General features: G+C 42.7%; 12 protein-coding genes. 11 read left to right on the forward strand and 1 reads right to left on the reverse strand.

The annotated features are described in order from the left end of the window. Positions 1–6: 6 nt before the first annotated feature. The 4 genes from B7696_RS06485 to B7696_RS06500 all read left to right on the forward strand — a co-directional run bounded on the left by B7696_RS06485 (position 7) and on the right by B7696_RS06500 (position 6,615). The gene (locus B7696_RS06485; RefSeq protein ID WP_084862788.1) at positions 7–1,860 is read left to right on the forward strand and encodes a proline--tRNA ligase; all 1,854 of its coding nucleotides are present in this window, start codon (positions 7–9) and stop codon (positions 1,858–1,860) included. Positions 1,861–1,958: 98 nt separating this feature from the next. Further along, positions 1,959–3,338 (forward strand): 6-phospho-beta-glucosidase, encoded by a 1,380-nt coding sequence (gene bglA / locus B7696_RS06490; RefSeq protein ID WP_084862790.1) that lies wholly within the window; start codon positions 1,959–1,961, stop codon positions 3,336–3,338. 191 nt (positions 3,339–3,529) lie between these two features. Next, on the forward strand, positions 3,530–5,338 hold the full coding sequence (gene glmS / locus B7696_RS06495; RefSeq protein ID WP_084862792.1) for a glutamine--fructose-6-phosphate transaminase (isomerizing): 1,809 nt from the start codon (positions 3,530–3,532) through the stop codon (positions 5,336–5,338). Between the two features lie 224 nt (positions 5,339–5,562). Next, on the forward strand, positions 5,563–6,615 hold the full coding sequence (locus tag B7696_RS06500) for an LLM class flavin-dependent oxidoreductase (RefSeq protein WP_084862794.1): 1,053 nt from the start codon (positions 5,563–5,565) through the stop codon (positions 6,613–6,615). 96 nt (positions 6,616–6,711) lie between these two features. Here the strand turns inward: B7696_RS06500 and B7696_RS06505 are convergent, their stop codons facing one another. Further along, complete coding sequence (locus B7696_RS06505; protein WP_084862795.1) at positions 6,712–10,500, reverse strand: pullulanase; 3,789 nt, start codon at positions 10,498–10,500, stop codon at positions 6,712–6,714. Between the two features lie 449 nt (positions 10,501–10,949). Between B7696_RS06505 and rpoB the strand changes: the two genes are divergently transcribed. The 7 genes from rpoB to lytR all read left to right on the forward strand — a co-directional run bounded on the left by rpoB (position 10,950) and on the right by lytR (position 21,657). Beyond that, positions 10,950–14,555, forward strand: a complete 3,606-nt coding sequence (rpoB, locus tag B7696_RS06510; protein ID WP_061864712.1) for a DNA-directed RNA polymerase subunit beta — start codon at positions 10,950–10,952, stop codon at positions 14,553–14,555. Between the two features lie 38 nt (positions 14,556–14,593). Then, a complete protein-coding gene (gene rpoC / locus B7696_RS06515; RefSeq protein ID WP_192856291.1) occupies positions 14,594–18,271 on the forward strand; it encodes a DNA-directed RNA polymerase subunit beta' in 3,678 nt (1,225 codons plus the stop codon). A gap of 108 nt (positions 18,272–18,379) precedes the next feature. Next, a complete protein-coding gene (gene ndk, locus B7696_RS06520; RefSeq protein WP_084862797.1) occupies positions 18,380–18,802 on the forward strand; it encodes a nucleoside-diphosphate kinase in 423 nt (140 codons plus the stop codon). Between the two features lie 130 nt (positions 18,803–18,932). After that, positions 18,933–19,565, forward strand: a complete 633-nt coding sequence (locus B7696_RS06525; RefSeq protein ID WP_239822195.1) for a competence protein — start codon at positions 18,933–18,935, stop codon at positions 19,563–19,565. Between the two features lie 95 nt (positions 19,566–19,660). Beyond that, positions 19,661–20,104 (forward strand): tRNA (adenosine(37)-N6)-threonylcarbamoyltransferase complex ATPase subunit type 1 TsaE, encoded by a 444-nt coding sequence (gene tsaE / locus B7696_RS06530; RefSeq protein ID WP_084862802.1) that lies wholly within the window; start codon positions 19,661–19,663, stop codon positions 20,102–20,104. Next, positions 20,094–20,612: a GNAT family N-acetyltransferase gene (locus tag B7696_RS06535; protein ID WP_084862804.1), complete on the forward strand. Its 519-nt coding sequence runs from the start codon at positions 20,094–20,096 to the stop codon at positions 20,610–20,612. The genes tsaE and B7696_RS06535 overlap by 11 nt, the downstream gene beginning before the upstream one ends. A 7-nt stretch (positions 20,613–20,619) precedes the next feature. Beyond that, positions 20,620–21,657: a glycopolymer--peptidoglycan transferase LytR gene (lytR, locus tag B7696_RS06540; RefSeq protein ID WP_084862806.1), complete on the forward strand. Its 1,038-nt coding sequence runs from the start codon at positions 20,620–20,622 to the stop codon at positions 21,655–21,657. Positions 21,658–21,712: the final 55 nt, after the last annotated feature.

Raw genomic sequence — 21,712 nt, forward strand, 5'->3', positions numbered from 1 at the left:
AATATTATGAAACAAAGTAAAATGCCTATCCCAACGCTTCGCGAAATGCCAAGCGATGCTCAAGTTATCAGCCATGCTCTTATGTTGCGAGCTGGTTATGTTCGTCAAGTCTCAGCAGGTGTTTATTCTTACCTACCACTTGCTAATCGTGTGATTGAAAAAGCTAAAAATATCATGCGCCAAGAATTTGATAAGATTGGTGCCGTTGAGATGTTGGCTCCTGCCCTCCTCAGTGCAGAATTGTGGCGCGAATCAGGTCGTTACGAAACTTATGGTGAAGACCTTTACAAACTAAAAAATCGTGAAAAATCAGACTTTATCCTAGGTCCAACTCACGAAGAAACCTTTACAGCTATTGTCCGTGATTCTGTTAAGTCTTACAAGCAATTGCCACTCAACCTTTACCAAATCCAACCTAAGTATCGTGATGAAAAACGCCCACGTAATGGACTTCTTCGTACACGTGAGTTCATCATGAAGGATGCTTACAGCTTTCACGCTAACTATGATAGCTTGGACAGTGTTTATGATGAGTACAAGGCTGCTTATGAGCGTATTTTCACTCGTAGTGGTTTAGATTTCAAGGCAATTATTGGTGACGGTGGAGCTATGGGTGGTAAGGACAGCCAAGAATTTATGGCCATTACACCTGCTCGTACAGACCTTGACCGCTGGGTCGTCTTGGACAAGTCAGTTGCTTCATTTGATGAGATTCCTGCAGAAGTGCAAGAAGAAATCAAGGCAGAATTGCTTAAATGGATGGTTTCTGGTGAGGATACCATTGCTTACTCAAGTGAGTCTAGCTATGCGGCTAACTTGGAAATGGCAACAAACGAGTACAAACCAAGCAACCGTGTTGTCGCTGAAGAAGAAGTAACTCGTGTTGCAACGCCAGATGTTAAATCAATCGATGAAGTTGCAGCCTTCCTCAATGTTCCAGAAGAACAAACAATTAAAACCCTCTTCTACATGGCAGATGGTGAGCTTGTTGTAGCCCTTCTAGTTGGAAATGACCAACTCAATGAAGTTAAGTTGAAAAACCACTTGGGAGCAGATTTCTTTGACGTTGCAAGTGAAGAAGAAGTGGCAAATGTTGTTCAAGCAGGATTTGGTTCACTTGGCCCAGTTGCTTTGCCAGAGAATATTAAAATTATTGCAGATCGTAAAGTGCAAGATGTTCGCAATGCAGTTGTCGGTGCTAACGAAGATGGCTACCACTTGACTGGTGTGAACCCAGGCCGTGATTTTACTGCAGAATATGTGGATATCCGTGAAGTTCGTGAGGGTGAAATTTCTCCAGACGGACAAGGTGTCCTTAACTTTGCGCGTGGTATCGAAATTGGTCACATCTTCAAACTCGGCACTCGCTATTCAGCAAGCATGGGAGCAGATGTTTTGGATGAAAATGGCCGTGCTGTGCCAATTATCATGGGATGTTACGGTATCGGTGTCAGTCGTCTCCTTTCAGCAGTGATGGAGCAACACGCTCGCCTCTTTGTTAACAAAACGCCAAAAGGTGAATACCGTTACGCTTGGGGAATCAACTTCCCTAAAGAATTGGCACCATTTGATGTGCACTTGATCACTGTCAATGTTAAGGATGAAGAAGCCCAGACTTTGACAGAAAAGCTTGAGGCAAGCTTGATGGGAGCTGGTTACGAAGTCTTGACGGATGACCGTAACGAACGTGTTGGAGTGAAATTCAGTGATAGCGACTTGATTGGATTGCCAATCCGTATCACTGTTGGTAAAAAAGCAGCCGATGGCATCGTAGAAGTGAAGATTAAAGCGACTGGTGATACCATCGAAGTTCATGCAGATAACGTGCTTGAAACGCTTGAAATCCTTAGCAAGAAATAAAAACTATAATCAGAAGAAAAACAAGGAAAAAATGTAACTAGTTTTTACCTTGTTTTTTCTATATAATGGGAAAAATGAGTAGATAAAGAGGTAAATGTATGCTAAGATTTCCAAAGGATTTTGTCTGGGGATCCTCTACTTCTGGACCACAAACAGAAGGACGTGTAGCTGGTGACGGTAAGGGAGATAATCTCTGGGATTATTGGTACCAAGTGGAGCCAAATCGTTACTATAATGGGATTGGTCCAGATAAAACATCAACATTTTATGAAAACTGGGAAAAGGATATTGAGCTACTGTTAGAAACTGGTCACACGGCCTTTCGGACTTCTATTCAGTGGTCACGGATTTTTCCACAAGGGCGTGGGGAAGTCAATTCTCAGGGTGTAGATTTTTACCGTAAGGTTTTTGAGGCTATTAAGGCCAAAGGGATTCGTCTTTTAGTCAATCTTTATCATTTTGATTTGCCTTTTGCCCTTCAAGAGGATGGTGATGGTTGGGAAAATAAGGCGACTGTCTCAGCCTATGAAGACTATGCTCGTTTTTGTTTTGAGACTTATGGAGATTTAGTGGATCAATGGATTACCTTTAACGAGCCAATTGTTCCAGTAGAATTTGGATATTTTTACGATGCCCATTATCCACATAAGGTGGATGCAGAGGCAGCCGTTAAAGTAGCTTATCATACACAATTGGCCAGCAGTCGGGTGGTTAAGGCTTGTCATGAACTTTTGCCAGATTCCAAGATTGGGATTGTCTTAAACTTGACACCGGCTTATCCACGTAGCCAGCATCCTGCTGATGTCAAGGCAGCTCGCATTGCGGACCTTTTTCAGGCCCAATCTTTCTTAGATCCGTCTGTTTTGGGGACTTATCCACAGGAGTTGGTAGAAATCTTGCATGAACACGGTCTCTTACCTGATACTACGGAGGAGGAGTTGGAACTCATTCGTGACAATACGGTAGACTTCCTTGGTGTCAACTACTATCAACCTTTGCGTGTCATGGCTCCTCGATTTGCTAAACATCCAGAGAGTCCACTCTTACCAGAGCATTTTTACGAGCCTTATGTGATGCCTGGGCGTAAAATCAATCCTCATCGTGGCTGGGAGATTTATGAGCAAGGGATTTATGACATTGCCCAAAATATCAAGGAAAATTATGGTAATATCGAGTGGGTGTTGACAGAGAATGGCATGGGTGTTGAAGGGGAAGAAAAATTCCGTCAAGATGGAATGATTCAAGATGATTACCGTATTGACTTTGTAAAAGGTCATCTTCGTGAACTGCACCGTGCTATTGAAGATGGGGCCAATTGTAAGGGCTACTTAATTTGGACCTTTATCGATTGCTGGTCATGGCTCAACAGCTATAAAAATCGCTATGGTTTAGTCGAATTAGACTTGGAAACGCAAGAACGTCGTCTGAAGAAATCAGGGCACTGGTTCAAGGAACTAAGTGATAATAATGGATTTTAAAAAGGACTCTGACTGATTATCCTAATTGGTCAGAGTTTTTTGCTTACAGGAGCGTAATTTGAACTATACCAATTTTTACTCTTGACAAGTTAAAGAAACAAGTATATACTGTTTTTGCTGATTCTATAAAAGAGGAATTAGACTATACCAATTTTAAGGAGAAAGCACAGCTGGTCTGTGTCGTATATACTATGTGTGGAATTGTTGGTGTTGTTGGAAACACAAATGCAACTGATATTTTGATTCAAGGACTTGAAAAGCTCGAATACCGTGGCTATGATTCTGCGGGAATTTTTGTCCTAGGTGGTGCTGAAAATCACCTAGTCAAAGCTGTAGGTCGTATTGCAGAATTGTCTGCCAAGACAGCTGGTGTTGAGGGAACAACGGGTATCGGACATACTCGTTGGGCGACTCACGGAAAACCAACTGAAGACAATGCCCACCCACACCGCTCTGAGACAGAACGTTTTGTCTTGGTGCACAATGGGGTGATTGAGAACTACCTTGAAATCAAGCAAGAATACCTTGCAGGTCACCACTTTAAGGGGCAAACAGATACTGAAATCGCCGTTCACTTGATTGGAAAATTTGCGGAAGAAGATGGCTTGTCAGTTCTTGAAGCCTTCAAAAAAGCCCTTCATATCATCCGTGGTTCTTATGCCTTTGCCTTGGTTGACTCACAAGACCCTGAAGTCATCTACGTGGCTAAAAATAAATCACCACTTTTGATTGGTCTTGGAGAAGGCTATAACATGGTCTGCTCAGATGCTATGGCTATGATTCGTGAAACCAACCAATACATGGAAATTCATGACCAAGAGTTGGTAATCGTCAAGGCGGATAGCGTGGAAGTTCAAGACTATGATGGTAATAGTCGTGAGCGCGCTAGCTACACTGCTGAGCTAGACTTATCTGATATCGGTAAGGGAACTTATCCTTACTACATGCTCAAGGAAATCGATGAGCAACCAACGGTTATGCGTAAACTCATCCAAGCCTACACAGATGATGCTGGTCAAGTTGTCGTAGACCCAGCCATCATCCAGGCTGTTCAAGACGCAGACCGTATCTACATTCTTGCAGCTGGAACATCTTACCACGCAGGATTTGCTTCTAAGAAGATGTTGGAAGAATTGACAGATACACCAGTTGAACTTGGAATCTCATCTGAGTGGGGCTACGGTATGCCACTTCTCAGCAAGAAACCACTCTTCATCTTTATCAGCCAATCTGGTGAAACAGCGGATAGTCGTCAAGTTTTGGTCAAGGCTAATGAAATGGGAATTTCAAGCTTAACAGTGACAAATGTTCCAGGTTCAACCCTCTCACGTGAAGCCAACCATACCATGCTCCTTCATGCAGGTCCTGAAATTGCCGTAGCATCAACAAAGGCCTATACAGCACAAATTGCAGCCCTTGCTTTCCTTGCAAAAGCTGTTGGAGAAGCAAATGGAAATGCCAAAGCGCAAGCCTTTGATTTGGTGCATGAGTTGTCAATTGTAGCTCAGTCTATCGAATCAACTCTTTCAGAGAAAGAAACCATTGAAGCCAAGGTTCGTGAGCTTCTTGAAACAACTCGCAATGCTTTTTATATTGGGCGTGGTCAAGATTACTACGTAGCCATGGAAGCAAGTCTCAAACTCAAAGAAATTTCTTACATCCAGTGTGAAGGCTTTGCGGCAGGAGAGCTCAAGCACGGAACTATTGCCTTGATTGAAGAGGGAACGCCTGTCTTGGCTCTCTTGTCAGATCCAGTCCTTGCCAACCACACTCGTGGAAATATCCAAGAGGTGGCAGCCCGTGGTGCCAAGGTTCTCACTATTGCAGAAGAAAATGTTGCTAAAGAGACAGATGATATCGTCCTTACGACTGTACACCCTTACCTCTCACCAATTTCAATGGTCGTGCCAACGCAATTAGTCGCTTACTTTGCAACACTCCACCGTGGGCTTGATGTGGACAAACCACGTAACCTTGCTAAGTCAGTAACGGTAGAATAAGCTTAAAAAGTCTAGTTATCTAGGCTTTTTCTTGTGAGCAAATGGGTTGCTTGTACTCAAGATTCGTGTTATACTCTTCGAAAATCAAATTCAAACCACGTCAGTTTCACCTTGCCGTACTTAAGTACAGCCTGCGGCTAGCTTCCTAGTTTGCTCTTTGATTTTCATTGAGTGTTAGAATAATTTGTCAAATTGAAGGACAGAGGTAGACAAGGAGAATCACTGTGGTAGAATTGGGAATTTCAACATTTGGGGAAACAACTGAGCTTGAAGGAACTGGGCAAACTTACAGTCATGCCGAACGCATTCGTCAGTTGGTGGCAGAGATTGAACTGGCTGACAAGGTTGGTTTGGATGTATATGGGATTGGGGAACATCATCGGGAAGACTTTGCAGTATCTGCCCCAGAGATTGTCCTGGCAGCTGGGGCAGTCAATACCAAGAAAATCCGTTTGACCAGTGCAGTCAGCATTCTCTCAAGTATGGATCCGATTCGCTTGTTCCAACAGTATGCCACTATCGATGCTTTGTCAAATGGACGTGCGGAGATTATGGCTGGAAGGGGTTCTTTCACGGAATCTTTTCCCCTATTTGGTTATGACTTAAAAGACTACGAAGCTCTTTTTGATGAGAAATTAGACTTGCTTCAATTAGTCAATGAAAAGATAAAACTAGATTGGCAAGGTCGATTGACCCAAACAATCTCTGGCAAAGAAGTTTATCCTCGTCCAGTTCAGGACAAATTGCCCTTGTGGATAGCGACAGGTGGTCATGTAGAATCAACAGTGAAGATTGCTCAGACAGGCCTACCGATTGTCTATGCCATTATTGGTGGTAACCCTCGTTATTTTAAAAAGTTGATTCAGGCTTATCGTGAGATTGGAAGCGAAGCGGGTTATGCCAGTCAGGAACTAAAGGTTGGAGCTCATTCTTGGGGTTGGATTGCTGAAGATGGTGAGCAGGCTGTAAAAGATTATTTCCATCCGACTAAGCAAGTGGTGGATGCTATTTCCAAAGACCGTCCGCACTGGCAGGAATTGCGTTATGAGCAATATTTGGAGCAAGTTGGGCCAAATGGTGCTATGTTTGTGGGCAATCCAGATCAGGTGGCCGAAAAATTGATTCGTATGATTGAAGACTTAGGTTTGGACCGCTTCATGCTCCATCTACCGCTTGGTTCTATGCCACATGAACAAGTTCTGAGAGCCATCGAACTTTTTGGCACTCAAGTTGCACCAAAAGTTCGGGCTTACTTTGCCATGAAAGAGGCTAAATAAAAAATCCTAATCAAGCTTATTAGGACGACAAATATTGTATAAAAATCAATCCCCCGAGCGTTAAGGCTTGGGGGATAGTTCTATAGGAGGGCTAGTTTAGTTCTCTTTTTTGTTTTTTAGCAAGAACCCGAGACCTAGAAGAGCAAGGAGACTAATTCCTGCAAACAGGAGTTTGTGATCATTTTTGGTTCCTGTATTTGGTAGTTCAGCTTGTGAATCAGCTGTAGCTTGGTTAGGTTTATTTTCTGCATCAGCTACTTTTGTATCTGGTTTTGCAGAATCAGGTTTAGTTTGTGGAGCTGGAGTTTGCTGTTCCGGTTTGACTACTCGGTTTGACATATTGTCTTGGCTGTTATTTTGCTCTTGTTCTTGTTTTAAGCTAGAAAGGTCAAATTCTGGTTTTTCTTCCACAGCTGGGGCAACGATGGCACCGCCTTGAGCGATTCGAAGAACAGTGGCAGTAAGGGCATTTAATTTCAATCCTTTTTCAGTCCATTCAAGGCCTTGAGGGTTGGCAATTCCTACTGGTCCTGCTTGGTTTTCATCTGCCAAAACTTCAGCATTTCTGAGGTGGTCGAAGGCAGTTCCCAAATTAAATTCGCGAGCTTTTTCGTCCGCATTGACAAAGACTGCGTAGATATCACCGTTTGGAGCAGTGATTTGGTAACCGATCACTACATCCTCTTTCTCCACACCATTTTGACCTGGGACAGTGATGAGGCGAATACGGTCTTTGATATCTTGAAGACTCTTAAGTCGGAAGGCATCTGTAGATTGACGAAGGGCAATCAACCCTTTCATATAGTCACGGCTCTTGACATTTTCAGGATATGCTTTTCCATCTGTAGCCTTAGTCCAGTCAAACTTGTTAATAGCATCACTCGAATCGTAAGAGTCATGGATGAAGTAAGGATAGTCAAATGGATTGCCGTCCTTATCACGCAACAAGTGAGATTTGTTTGGTTGTTTGTCCTCTGCTACTGGAGTCTTGTAGGCTGGGTCACGGAATTGTTTGGTGCGACCATATTCCTGACCAGAGTGGATAAATGGAGTTCCTTGAGCTGTCAAGACCATGAGGTTTCCAAGTCGCAAACGACGGTGAATTTCAGCATAGTTCTCAGCTTTGCTTGGATCTTTTTTGATAGATTGGGCGATGATGTCAAAGAGGGTCAAGTTATCATGGGCTGCGATGTATTGGATGACATCTCCAGGACTATCTGCTTCAAAGTTGGTTGGTTGAGCAATGAGATTTTTGAAGATAGTGTTGATATCACGCTTGCCGCCTGTGATAAAGGCAGGTTGCCCTTCGTTTGGATAACCAGACTTGAGGTTGTTACGGATGTCGTCTGAGAAGACTGCGACAGTATCGGTATGTTTCATCCAATCTTGGTCAGCAGCTTTAGTAGGCATGTTTTCATCACCGGCATAGGTTCTCCAACCTTCACCCAGCATGATTAGATTTGGATTGAGGGTGCGTGCAGCCTTGTATGCTTCTTCGACAGAAGCTGCATCATGGTCTCCCATCATATCGAAGCGGAATCCATCTACTTTGTAGGTATCAACTAGATATTTGATAGAGTCAACTAGGAGGCGTTTGGTCATATGGTGGGTTGTCCCCAAGCGTCCACCACCAAAGCTAGTGCGAGGTGTCCCATCAGCATCCATAAAGTGGTAGTAGTTTGGCTCTAAATCTTCAAAGATATCGACTTTAGCTGTATGGTTATACACTACATCCAGGATAGCTCCCATGCCACGTTTGTGGATCTCGTTGATGAGGTTTTTAAATTCTGCGATTCGTTTTTCTGGATTCTTAGGATCGCTTGAATACATACCAGTCAAGGAGAAGTAGTTTTGAGGGTCATATCCCCAGTTGTAGTTGCTGTTGCTTGAAGCATAGTCAGATAAGCGTTCGTGGTTCTTCAACTCATTGACAAAGTAGTAAGACAAGACTGGAAGGAGCTGGATGTGGGTTACACCCAAGTTTTTGAGGTAGTCTAGTTTTTCGATAAAGGCTTCAAAGGTACCAAATGGCTTAGTCAAATCTTTTGCGATGGCAGGATCTGAAGTGAAGTCACGCACATGAGCTTCATAGATGACAGCATCTTCGCGCGATTTGAAGTTGCGAATCTTACCATAAGTCAAGTCTTGAGGTCCTAGTTTAGCTGGATCTACAAAGGCAGCTTTAGCAACTTTATGGGCATCGTCAATCTTGGCTTCGTCACTATTCCAAGCAGCGAGGGATTTAGCGTAAGGATCGAGTGCAAGAACAGTTTTACCTTGGCGCTCGATTTGGTAGTGGTAGTAGTAGCCAGTGTAGTTGCTGATACCGAGACCAGAGTTTTCATTCAGAGTTTGCTTCCAAGTTCCTCTTTCCCCTTTTTCAAGAGCGACAGTTCCAACTACTTTTTCAGGGTCATTCTTGTCGTAGACAACGACAGAAACCTTATCAGCACTTGGTGACCAAAGGGTGAGGTCAACACGCTTGCCATCTTCTTTTAGAGTTGCGCCGAGTGGACCATCGTAACTGTAGGACTCATCCTTGAGGCGCCAGCTTGAACGTGTGGTAAATCGGTCTGAATTGTAACTGACAGTGTACGGGTGTTGAGTGTCAGAGAAGTTGCCGATGTAGGTTACTTTTTTACCTGCTTCATCCACTTCCACGTCTGTGATAGCTACTTTATTCCCTTGGTAATCAGTGATGCTGGAGTGTTTGAGGATATCGTCTTTCTTAGCTCCAACGAGGGTAGAAAAACTGCTTTCGATACGAGATTTAGCCACGTGTTGAGCTCCTGTCATGCGGATATCGTGCACATAGTAGGGGTTGGTGTAGATGGTTTCGTCATCATCTTTTAGGAAAATTTGGCTATGATTTTTCAAATCTGTGAACTTATAATCTTCTTTACGGATTTTCACATCGTCTCCTTGTTTGTTTCTGTCTAATAATAAAAATCCAAGATCTTTAGCTGCATCTTTGAGTGGAATATCAATATAGCGACCATATTTGCCTGTAGCCGTAAAGTCTGTTCCGTTAGGCCATTCACCACTACTTGGATTTTTCACATCTCCCCAGTACCAGAGAGATTTCTTGTCATAGTTGCCATCTGTACGGTAGTAGTTGACGCGAATAGTTCCTGCAGGTTGTGGCTCGTAAGAGAAAACCTTGTGATCTTGGTCCAACCAAGCCTCATTCATTTTTGGTGCCAGTTTCTCTACCGATTTATCGCCGGTTAGATTTTTCCCAGCTGTATTATTGATGAGGAAGCTAATTTTCTTGGCTTGTTCTCCCTTTAATTTGACATCTAGGTAGTAGCCGTAGTCATCTTTTTTGGCATCCTTGAAGGATAAGGCTCCGTTAGGCCAATTTTCAGATGGTTTTTCAACATCGTCCCAAGTCCATAGTCCTTGAGCATCCTTGTTTTCTTCAGGAAGCTTTTTGACATGGATACGGAAGTAGTTGTCTTCTATTGGCTCTTCTGCCTTAGTTTCAGTCGTTACTGGACTCGTAGAAGTAGTTGGCTCATTGGAACGTTCTTGCCCGGTTTGTGGTGCGGAATCGGCGGGAGTTGCAGCCGGAGTGGGTGCCTCTGTTGCAGGTTGTTTTTCTTCTTTTTTCTCTAGGGAAGCGTTTGCATTTTTTGGCGAAGAAATATCACTTTCCTTCTTACCAGAGCTCGTTGCTGTATCAGTAAGAGGCTGTGCAAGGGCAGTAGTGGTTTCATTACTAGTTCCCTTATTGCTTGTAGTATTTTCGTTTGCTGAGATAGTTGGTGTAGCCATGGCAAGCAGAATAAGGCTTGCTCCAATAAGGACAGAACCAGTTCCATTCTTGAGAGAACGGATGCTGTAAACCATTTTTTTCTCAGTGTGAGATGGTGTTCTTTTCATAATCAATCTCCTATAAATGAATTTCTTTATCAGTATAGCACTTAGTAAAATAAGATGCAAGCGTTTTCCTAAAATTAAAATAAAAGAAAAAATCGCAACAAATTTTGTTACGATTAAGCCAGTATTTCTTATAGGAAAAGATTTTGTCAAAAATTCGTCAATCCCCTTGAAAAATCTAGCTAAATAAGGTATAATATGAGTAATCATTTGTCGTAGGTTTTGTCTGAAATATTGTCCAGACAAGGCTCACAGCAGTTAAATCTTCTGAAAAAGTCAGATTTAGCTGCTCTTTTTGTGCTTTTTTTCAGGATTTTGAGTACTTGTAACAAAGACTTAAAGATTCTGAAAATTTATCAAGAGGACACGGTGATAGGGGTTTTTAAAACCATATGACGATTAGAAAAGCCTGATTGACAAGGCTTGGAACTTATTTACAAAGGAGAATCATCTTGGCAGGACATGACGTTCAATACGGGAAACATCGTACCCGTCGTAGTTTTTCAAGAATCAAAGAAGTTCTTGACTTACCAAATTTGATTGAAATTCAAACTGACTCATTCAAAGATTTCCTAGACCATGGTCTTAAGGAAGTGTTTGAAGATGTATTGCCAATTTCAAACTTCACAGACACAATGGAGTTGGAATTTGTTGGATATGAAATCAAGGAACCAAAATACACGCTAGAAGAAGCTCGTATCCACGATGCTAGCTACTCAGCACCAATTTTTGTAACCTTCCGCTTGATCAATAAAGAAACAGGCGAAATCAAGACCCAAGAAGTTTTCTTTGGTGATTTCCCAATCATGACAGAAATGGGTACTTTCATCATCAATGGTGGTGAACGTATTATCGTTTCTCAGTTGGTCCGTTCACCAGGTGTTTACTTTAACGACAAAGTTGATAAAAACGGTAAAGTGGGCTATGGTTCAACTGTTATCCCTAACCGTGGAGCTTGGTTGGAACTTGAAAGCGACTCAAAAGATATCGCCTACACTCGTATCGACCGTACTCGTAAGATTCCATTTACAACCTTGGTTCGTGCTCTTGGTTTCTCGGGTGATGATGAAATCTTTGATATCTTTGGTGACAGCGAATTGGTTCGCAACACTGTTGAAAAAGATATCCATAAGAACCCAATGGACTCTCGTACAGACGAAGCTTTGAAAGAAATTTACGAACGTCTTCGTCCAGGTGAGCCTAAGACTGCTGAAAGCTCACGTAGCTTGCTTGTGGCTCGTTTCTTTGATCCACGTCGCTATGATCTAGCAGCAGTTGGTCGTTACAAGATCAATAAAAAACTCAATGTTAAAACACGTTTGCTCAACCAAACTATTGCAGAGCCATTGGTAGACCCTGAAACAGGAGAAATCTTGGTAGAAGCTGGTACAATCATGACTCGTAGCGTGATTGAAAGTATTGAAAGCCATTTGGATGGTGATTTGAACAAGATTGTTTACATTCCAAATGATGCAGCCGTTGTGACTGAGCCAGTTGTTCTTCAAAAATTCAAGGTTGTTGCACCAACTGATCCAGACCGTGTTGTAACGATCATCGGTAATGCTAATCCAGATGACAAGGTTCGTATCGTCACTCCTGCAGATATCCTTGCTGAGATGAGCTACTTCCTCAACTTGGCTGAAGGGCTTGGCCGTGTAGATGATATCGACCACCTTGGAAACCGTCGTATCCGTGCGGTTGGTGAATTGCTTGCTAACCAAGTACGTCTTGGACTTTCTCGTATGGAACGTAATGTCCGTGAACGTATGTCTGTCCAGGACAACGAAGTCTTGACACCACAACAAATTATCAATATCCGTCCTGTAACAGCTGCGGTTAAAGAATTCTTTGGTTCATCACAGTTGTCACAGTTCATGGACCAACACAACCCACTTTCTGAGTTGTCTCACAAACGCCGTTTGTCAGCCTTAGGACCTGGTGGTTTGACACGTGACCGTGCTGGATATGAAGTACGTGACGTGCACTACACTCACTACGGTCGTATGTGTCCAATCGAGACACCTGAAGGACCTAACATCGGTTTGATCAATAACTTGTCATCTTACGGACATTTGAACAAGTATGGTTTTGTTCAAACACCATACCGTAAGGTTGACCGTGAAACAGGTGTTGTCACGAACGAAATCGTTTGGTTGACAGCCGATGAAGAAGATGAATTTACTGTAGCACAGGCTAATTCTCGTCTGAATGAAGATGGAACATTTGCTGAGAAAGTGGTCATGGGACGTCACCAAGGGGTCAACCAAGAGTATCCAGCTAATGTTGTTGACTATATGGACGTATCACCAAAACAGGTAGTTGCCGTTGCGACAGCATGTATTCCTTTCTTGGAAAACGATGACTCCAACCGTGCCCTTATGGGAGCCAACATGCAACGTCAGGCTGTACCATTGATTAATCCTAAAGCACCTTACGTTGGTACTGGTATGGAATACCAAGCAGCCCACGATTCAGGAGCTGCTGTGATTGCTCAGTATGACGGTAAAGTTACCTATGCAGATGCTGACAAGGTAGAAGTTCGTCGTGAAGATGGTTCATTGGACGTTTACCACATCCAAAAATTCCGTCGTTCAAACTCAGGTACTGCTTACAACCAACGCACTCTCGTAAAAGTTGGCGATGTCGTTGAAAAAGGCGATTTCATTGCTGACGGACCTTCTATGGAAAATGGAGAAATGGCGCTTGGACAAAACCCAATCGTTGCCTACATGACTTGGGAAGGTTACAACTTCGAGGATGCTGTTATCATGAGCGAACGCTTGGTTAAAGACGATGTCTACACATCTGTCCACCTTGAAGAATACGAATCAGAAACACGCGATACAAAGCTTGGGCCTGAAGAAATTACTCGTGAAATTCCAAACGTTGGGGAAGATGCCCTTAAAGATCTTGACGAAATGGGTATTATCCGTATCGGTGCTGAGGTTAAAGAAGGGGATATCCTTGTAGGTAAAGTAACACCTAAGGGTGAGAAAGACCTTTCAGCTGAAGAACGGCTCTTGCACGCTATCTTCGGAGATAAATCTCGTGAAGTACGTGACACTTCTCTTCGTGTACCACACGGAGCTGATGGTGTGGTTCGTGATGTTAAGATCTTTACACGTGCAAATGGAGATGAATTGCAATCAGGTGTCAACATGCTGGTTCGCGTCTACATCGCTCAAAAACGTAAGATCAAGGTCGGAGATAAGATGGCCGGACGTCACGGAAATAAAGGGGTTGTCTCTCGTATCGTTCCTGTAGAAGATATGCCTTACCTTCCAGATGGAACTCCAGTCGATATCATGTTGAACCCACTTGGGGTGCCATCACGTATGAATATCGGTCAGGTTATGGAACTCCACCTTGGGATGGCAGCTCGTACTCTTGGTATTCACATCGCAACACCAGTCTTTGACGGAGCAAGTTCTGAAGATCTTTGGTCAACTGTTAAAGAAGCTGGTATGGATAGCGATGCCAAAACAATCCTTTACGATGGACGTACAGGTGAACCATTTGATAACCGTGTTTCTGTCGGAGTCATGTACATGATCAAACTCCACCACATGGTTGATGATAAATTGCACGCGCGTTCAGTCGGACCTTACTCAACCGTTACTCAACAACCACTTGGAGGTAAAGCTCAGTTTGGTGGACAACGTTTCGGTGAGATGGAGGTTTGGGCTCTTGAAGCCTACGGTGCATCAAATGTCCTTCAAGAAATCTTGACTTACAAGTCTGACGATATCAACGGACGTTTGAAAGCTTATGAAGCTATTACAAAAGGAAAACCAATTCCAAAACCAGGTGTTCCAGAATCCTTCCGAGTTCTTGTCAAAGAATTGCAATCTCTTGGTCTTGACATGCGAGTCCTTGACGAAGATGATCAAGAAGTGGAACTTCGTGACTTGGATGAAGGAATGGACGAAGATGTCATCCACGTAGATGACCTTGAAAAAGCCCGCGAAAAAGCAGCACAAGAGGCTAAAGCAGCCTTTGAAGCTGAAGAAGCTGAGAAAGCAACAAAAGCGGAAGCAACAGAAGAAACTGCTGAATAAGAATAAGCAGTTCACTTAGAATAGAAAGGGAAGAAATAGTGGTTGATGTAAATCGTTTTAAAAGTATGCAAATCACCCTAGCTTCTCCAAGCAAAGTCCGTTCATGGTCTTATGGAGAAGTCAAAAAACCTGAAACAATCAATTACCGTACCTTGAAACCAGAACGTGAAGGACTATTTGATGAAGTTATCTTTGGTCCTACAAAAGACTGGGAATGTGCTTGTGGTAAGTACAAACGCATTCGTTACAGAGGAATTGTTTGTGACCGTTGTGGGGTTGAAGTAACGCGTACAAAAGTTCGTCGTGAGCGTATGGGGCACATTGAGTCGAAAGCTCCTGTATCTCACATCTGGTACTTCAAGGGGATTCCAAGCCGTATGGGCTTGACCCTTGATATGAGCCCTCGTGCCCTCGAGGAAGTTATCTACTTTGCAGCTTATGTGGTGATTGATCCTAAGGATACACCACTTGAGCACAAGTCTATCATGACAGAGCGCGAATACCGTGAGCGCTTGCGTGAGTATGGTTATGGATCATTCGTTGCCAAGATGGGTGCCGAAGCTATCCAAGACCTTCTAAAACAAGTAGATCTTGAAAAAGAAATTGCTGAACTCAAAGAAGAGTTGAAAACAGCTACTGGACAAAAACGTGTCAAAGCTATCCGTCGTTTGGATGTTTTGGATGCCTTTTACAAGTCTGGAAACAAACCTGAATGGATGATTCTTAACATCCTTCCGGTTATTCCACCAGATCTTCGTCCAATGTTGCAGTTGGATGGTGGCCGTTTTGCCTCATCTGACTTGAACGACCTTTACCGCCGTGTTATCAACCGTAACAACCGTTTGGCTCGTTTGCTTGAGTTGAATGCACCTGGTATCATCGTTCAAAATGAGAAGCGTATGCTTCAAGAAGCGGTTGACGCTTTGATTGACAATGGTCGTCGTGGTCGTCCAATCACAGGACCAGGTAGCCGTCCACTGAAATCATTGAGTCACATGCTGAAAGGTAAACAAGGACGCTTCCGTCAAAACTTGCTCGGTAAACGTGTTGACTTCTCAGGACGTTCCGTTATTGCCGTTGGTCCAACGCTTAAGATGTACCAATGTGGTGTGCCACGTGAAATGGCGATCGAGCTCTTTAAACCATTTGTCATGCGTGAAATCGTTGCCCGTGATATCGTGCAAAACGTCAAAGCAGCTAAGCGCTTGGTGGAACGCGGAGATGAGCGTATCTGGGATATCCTTGAAGAAGTGATCAAAGAACACCCAGTACTTTTGAACCGCGCACCTACCCTTCACCGTTTGGGTATCCAAGCCTTCGAGCCAGTCTTGATTGATGGTAAGGCGCTTCGCTTGCACCCACTTGTCTGTGAAGCCTACAATGCCGACTTTGACGGAGACCAAATGGCCATCCACGTACCGCTTTCAGAAGAAGCCCAAGCAGAAGCTCGTATCTTGATGCTCGCTGCTGAGCATATCTTGAACCCGAAAGATGGTAAACCGGTTGTTACTCCATCTCAGGACATGGTTTTGGGTAACTATTACTTGACTATGGAAGAAGCTGGTCGTGAAGGTGAAGGAATGGTCTTCAAAGACCGTGACGAAGCGGTTATGGCTTACCGTAATGGTTATGTTCACCTTCACTCACGTGTTGGTATCGCAACAGACAGCCTCAACAAACCTTGGACAGAAGAGCAAAAACACAAGGTCTTGCTTACAACAGTTGGTAAAATTCTCTTCAACGACATCATGCCAGAGGGTCTACCATACTTGCAAGAACCAAACAATGCCAACTTGACAGAAGGCGTTCCAGCCAAATACTTCTTGCCACTTGGTGGAGATATCAAGGAAGCTATCAGCAATCTTGAACTTAACCCTCCATTCAAGAAGAAAAATCTTGGAAATATCATCGCTGAAATCTTCAAACGTTTCCGTACGACAGAAACTTCTGCCCTACTTGACCGTATGAAGAACCTCGGTTACCACCACTCAACTCTTGCAGGATTGACAGTGGGGATTGCCGATATCCCAGTCGTTGATGACAAAGCTGAAATCATTGAAGAATCACACAAACGTGTAGAACAAATCACCAAACAATTCCGTCGCGGTATGATCACAGACGACGAGCGTTACAATGCCGTTACAGCTGAATGGCGTGCTGCCCGTGAAAAACTTGAGAAACGCTTGATTGCCAACCAAGATCCTAAGAACCCAATCGTTATGATGATGGACTCTGGAGCCCGTGGTAATATCTCAAACTTCTCACAGCTTGCCGGTATGCGTGGTCTGATGGCTGCTCCTAACGGACGTATCATGGAATTGCCAATCCTTTCAAACTTCCGCGAAGGTCTGTCAGTACTCGAAATGTTCTTCTCAACTCACGGTGCGCGTAAAGGTATGACCGATACGGCCCTTAAGACAGCTGACTCAGGTTATTTGACTCGTCGTTTGGTTGACGTTGCCCAAGATGTTATCATCCGTGAGGACGACTGTGGAACTGACCGTGGTCTCTTGATCCGCTCTATCGCAGAAGGAAAAGAGATGATCGAGTCTCTTGAAGAGCGTCTCAATGGTCGTTATACTAAGAAAACTGTTAAACATCCAGAAACGGGTGCAGTTATCATTGGTCCAAATGAGTTGATTACAGAAGACAAGGCGCGTGAAATTGTCAATGCTGGTGTGGAAGAAGTGACTATCCGTTCCGTATTTACATGTAACACTCGTCATGGTGTCTGCCGTCACTGTTACGGTATTAACTTGGCGACTGGTGATGCGGTTGAAGTTGGTGAAGCAGTTGGTACAATCGCTGCCCAATCTATCGGGGAGCCTGGTACACAGCTTACAATGCGTACTTTCCACACGGGTGGGGTTGCCTCAAATACCGATATCACTCAGGGTCTTCCTCGTGTCCAAGAAATCTTTGAAGCCCGCAATCCTAAAGGGGAAGCGGTTATCACAGAGGTCAAAGGACAAGTTACTGCTATCGAAGAAGATGCTTCAACTCGTACTAAGAAAGTCTTTGTTAAGGGAGAAACTGGCGAAGGTGAATATGTTGTTCCATTTACAGCTCGTATGCGTGTAGAAGTTGGGGACCGAGTAGCGCGTGGTGCTGCTCTGACAGAAGGTTCTATCCAACCAAAACGCCTCCTTGCAGTTCGCGATGTCTTGTCAGTTGAAACTTACCTTCTTGGTGAAGTACAAAAAGTTTACCGTAGCCAAGGGGTAGAAATCGGTGACAAACACATCGAGGTAATGGTTCGTCAAATGATCCGTAAAGTCCGTGTCATGGATCCAGGTGACACAGATCTTCTTATGGGTACCCTCATGGATATCAATGACTTTACAGATGCCAACAAAGATGTCCTTATCGCAGGTGGAGTTCCAGCGACTGGTCGCCCAGTTCTTATGGGAATTACCAAAGCCTCACTTGAAACCAACAGTTTCTTGTCAGCGGCTTCCTTCCAGGAAACAACTCGTGTCCTTACTGACGCAGCTATCCGTGGTAAGAAAGACCATCTCCTTGGACTTAAGGAAAATGTTATCATCGGTAAGATCATCCCAGCAGGTACTGGTATGGCTCGCTACCGTAACCTTGAACCACATGCTATCAACGAAGAAGAATACCTTAATCCTCCAGTAGAGGAAGAAGGAAATGAAGAAACAACAGAAGTAGTTGTAGATACTGCCGTTGAAACTGTGGAAGAAACAGTAGAATAAAAGAGAATGAGAGAGCCTTCGGGTTCTCTTTCTCTTTTCTGAAAACTTTCTCCATTTTTCCATAAAATGTGGTAAAATAAAAGAAAGAAGCTGACAAAGGAGACGGGTATGGAACAAACATTTTTTATCATTAAACCAGACGGTGTAAAAAGAGGATTAGTGGGTCAAGTGTTGAAACGCATCGAACAACGTGGCTTTACAATCGAAAAATTGGAGTTGCGTTCACAGGTTTCAGAAGAGTTGATTGACCAGCACTATCAGGATTTAGTTGGTCAGAGTTTTTACCCGCCAATTCGTGAATTTATGACTTCAGGCCCAGTTCTTGTGGGTATCATTTCTGGACCTAAAGTAATCGAAACTTGGCGGACCATGATGGGTGTGACTCGTCCAGAAGAAGCTTTACCAGGAACTATTCGAGGTGATTTTGCAAAAGCGGCTGGTGAAAATCAAGCTATTCAAAATGTTGTACATGGTTCAGATTCAGAAGAGTCAGCTAAGCGAGAAATTGCACTTTGGTTTGAAGAGAAATAGTAAAAGTTTGATGTAAGGGTTACTTGCATCAAATTTTTTTGCATTTTAGAGTAGAAAACTGACAGTTGAGAAATATTCTAGCAAGGGTGAGGAGTTCTAGCCTATAATAAGAGCAAGTAAGGGAGGAAGAATGATGGAAAAAATGAAAAAGCAAATTCGAGTTTTGTTATTGTTGACGATTTTTGGTATCAGTAGCTGTTCTTGTTTAAGTTTATCGACTTGGTCCTTGTTGTTAAATCAAAACTGCTTCTATTATTTAGTTGGCATGTTGCTTCTTGCCAGTATTGGTGCAGGATTAAACTATTATAGAGGGCAGGGAAATCAATATTATTCAGTTTTTAAGGAAGATAAGCAACAATTCTTGTATAGTCTCTTGCTCTTAGTAAATATTTTGGGTTTAGCTTTAATTGTCATAGAACACATCCTTGCAGGAAATACATCCGTAGAAGGGTTTGTGGAAGCCTTTCTACCGAGTTTCTTTTTCTTATTTGGTATTGATTTGTTAGTTTTTCTGCCGATTCAGAAGTATGTACATGGATTGAAAAAGATTTTGGGAAAGAAGGAAATGTGTTTTATTAGTGGATTAGCTATTCTAATCTTTCTCAGAAATCCTTGGATGCTATTATCCATGACCTTTTATATTGCCTTGGGAATGCTATTTCTAGGACTATTGGTGCCCAAAGTCATTCGTTGGGAAGTTTCATTTTACAGCCATTTGATGAGAGATATCTTATTAGTCGTCTTCTTACTGTTTCTATTTTAAGAACAAAAGAAGAGATGATCCAAGTTTTACAATTTATAATATGGAATTCACAGATAATATCTCGACAAAGAAAAACTTTTTGGTATAATAGAAACATGCACACTAAAAATGAAGAAGAATTACAGTCCTTAGGTGAACGTTTGGGCTGTTTATTAGAAAAGAATGATGTTTTAATTCTAGCTGGCGAACTTGGAGCAGGCAAAACGACCTTTACAAAAGGCCTTGCTAAAGGATTACAGATTTCTCAGATGATTAAGAGTCCAACCTATACTATAGTGAGAGAGTATGAAGGTCGTCTTCCTCTTTATCATTTAGATGTTTACCGTATTGAGGGGGACGCTGATTCTATTGATTTAGATGAGTTTCTCTTTGGTGGTGGCGTGACTGTCATCGAGTGGGGACATCTTTTAGGTGATGCCTTGCCAGACACTTATTTAGAATTGGAAATTCTAAAAGAAGGAGACGGTCGCAGATTACATTTCCAAGCAAAGGGTTTGCGTGCAGAAAAACTCTTAGAGGAGCTTCGACATGGAGTATGAATTGCTCATTAGAGAAGCAGAACCTGGTGATGCTGCTGAGTTAGTGACATTTTTAAATCGTGTCAGTGTAGAAACAGATTTTACCAGTCTGGACAGAGAAGGTATACTGTTGACAGATACTGAGATGGAGTTGTTTTTGGATAAACAGGCTCATTCAGAAAATCAAATCACTTTACTTGCCTTGTTGAATGATGAAATTGCTGGTCTTGTAAATATCACAGCTGATCAACGTAAGAGAGTTCGTCATATTGGGGATCTGTTTATTGTGATTGGTCAGAAATATTGGAATAATGGACTGGGGAGCTTATTACTTGAAGAAGTCATAGAATGGGCAAAGGCTAGTGGCATTCTTCGTAGACTTCAACTCACTGTCCAAACTCGTAATCAAGCTGCAGTTCATCTATATCAAAAACATGGCTTTGCGATTGAAGGTAGACAAGAGCGTGGTGCGTACATAGAAGAAGGGGAATTTATTGATGTTTACCTGATGGGTAGACTGATAGATTGATAGAAATATGGTTAAAAAAATTATTGGAATGGTGCTAGCTTTTCTAGCTGTGACAGTTTTGGGTGTGGGTGTATTTGCTTATACTATTTATCAGCAAGGTACAGAAACCTTATCAAAAACCTATAAAAAAATTGGGGAAGAAACCAATGTTATTGAGGCTACTGAACCCTTAACGATTCTTTTGATGGGGGTTGATACTGGAAATGTGGAACGGACTGATCCATGGGAGGGAAATAGTGATTCCATGATTCTCTTGACGGTTAATCCGCACACGAAAAAGACAACGATGTTGAGTTTAGAACGAGATATCCTGACGAAAATTCAGCATAAAGATGGTAGTATTGAGGAAGCAAAACTAAACGCTGCTTATGCTGGTGGTGGTGCAGAGTTAGCTATTTCAACCATTCAAAAGATGATGAACATCCATATTGATCGCTATATTATGGTCAATATGCACGGTTTGCAACAGTTAGTCGATGCAGTGGGTGGTATAACTGTCAATAACACGCTGGGCTTCCCGATTTCTATTAGTGACCAAGAGGAATTTAATACTATTTCTATTGGTGTTGGACAACAGACTTTAAATGGTGAGGAAGCGCTTGTTTATTCTCGTATGCGTTATCAAGATCCTGAAGGAGACTATGGTCGTCAAAAACGTCAGCGTGAAGTCATTCAAAAAATTGTTGAGAAGGTCTTGAGTCTGAACAGTGTGAGTCATTATCAAGGGATTTTAAAAGCTTTGACTGACAATATGCAAACAAACGTTGATTTGTCAGCGAAAAGTATTCCACAATTACTTGGTTATCAAGATTCCTTCAAGAATATTGAAACATATCAATTGCGAGGAGAAGATGCTGAACTGCAGGGCATTTCTTACCAGATTGTTACAACTGAGCATATGTTAGAAATGCAAAATCTCTTACGTCGTTCACTAGGTAAAGAGGAAGTAACTGAAGTAGAAACCAATGCTGTGTTATACGAAGCAGCTCTTGGAAGAACTGCTACACCAACGAATGCTTCAAGTGTAGAAATAGAACAAAATTAATAATGAAATCGTGGGAAATTTCCTGCGATTTTTTCAAAAAAGTACGAATAGATAG

The organism is Streptococcus mitis (assembly GCF_002096815.1).
Taxonomy (GTDB): domain Bacteria; phylum Bacillota; class Bacilli; order Lactobacillales; family Streptococcaceae; genus Streptococcus; species Streptococcus mitis_AD.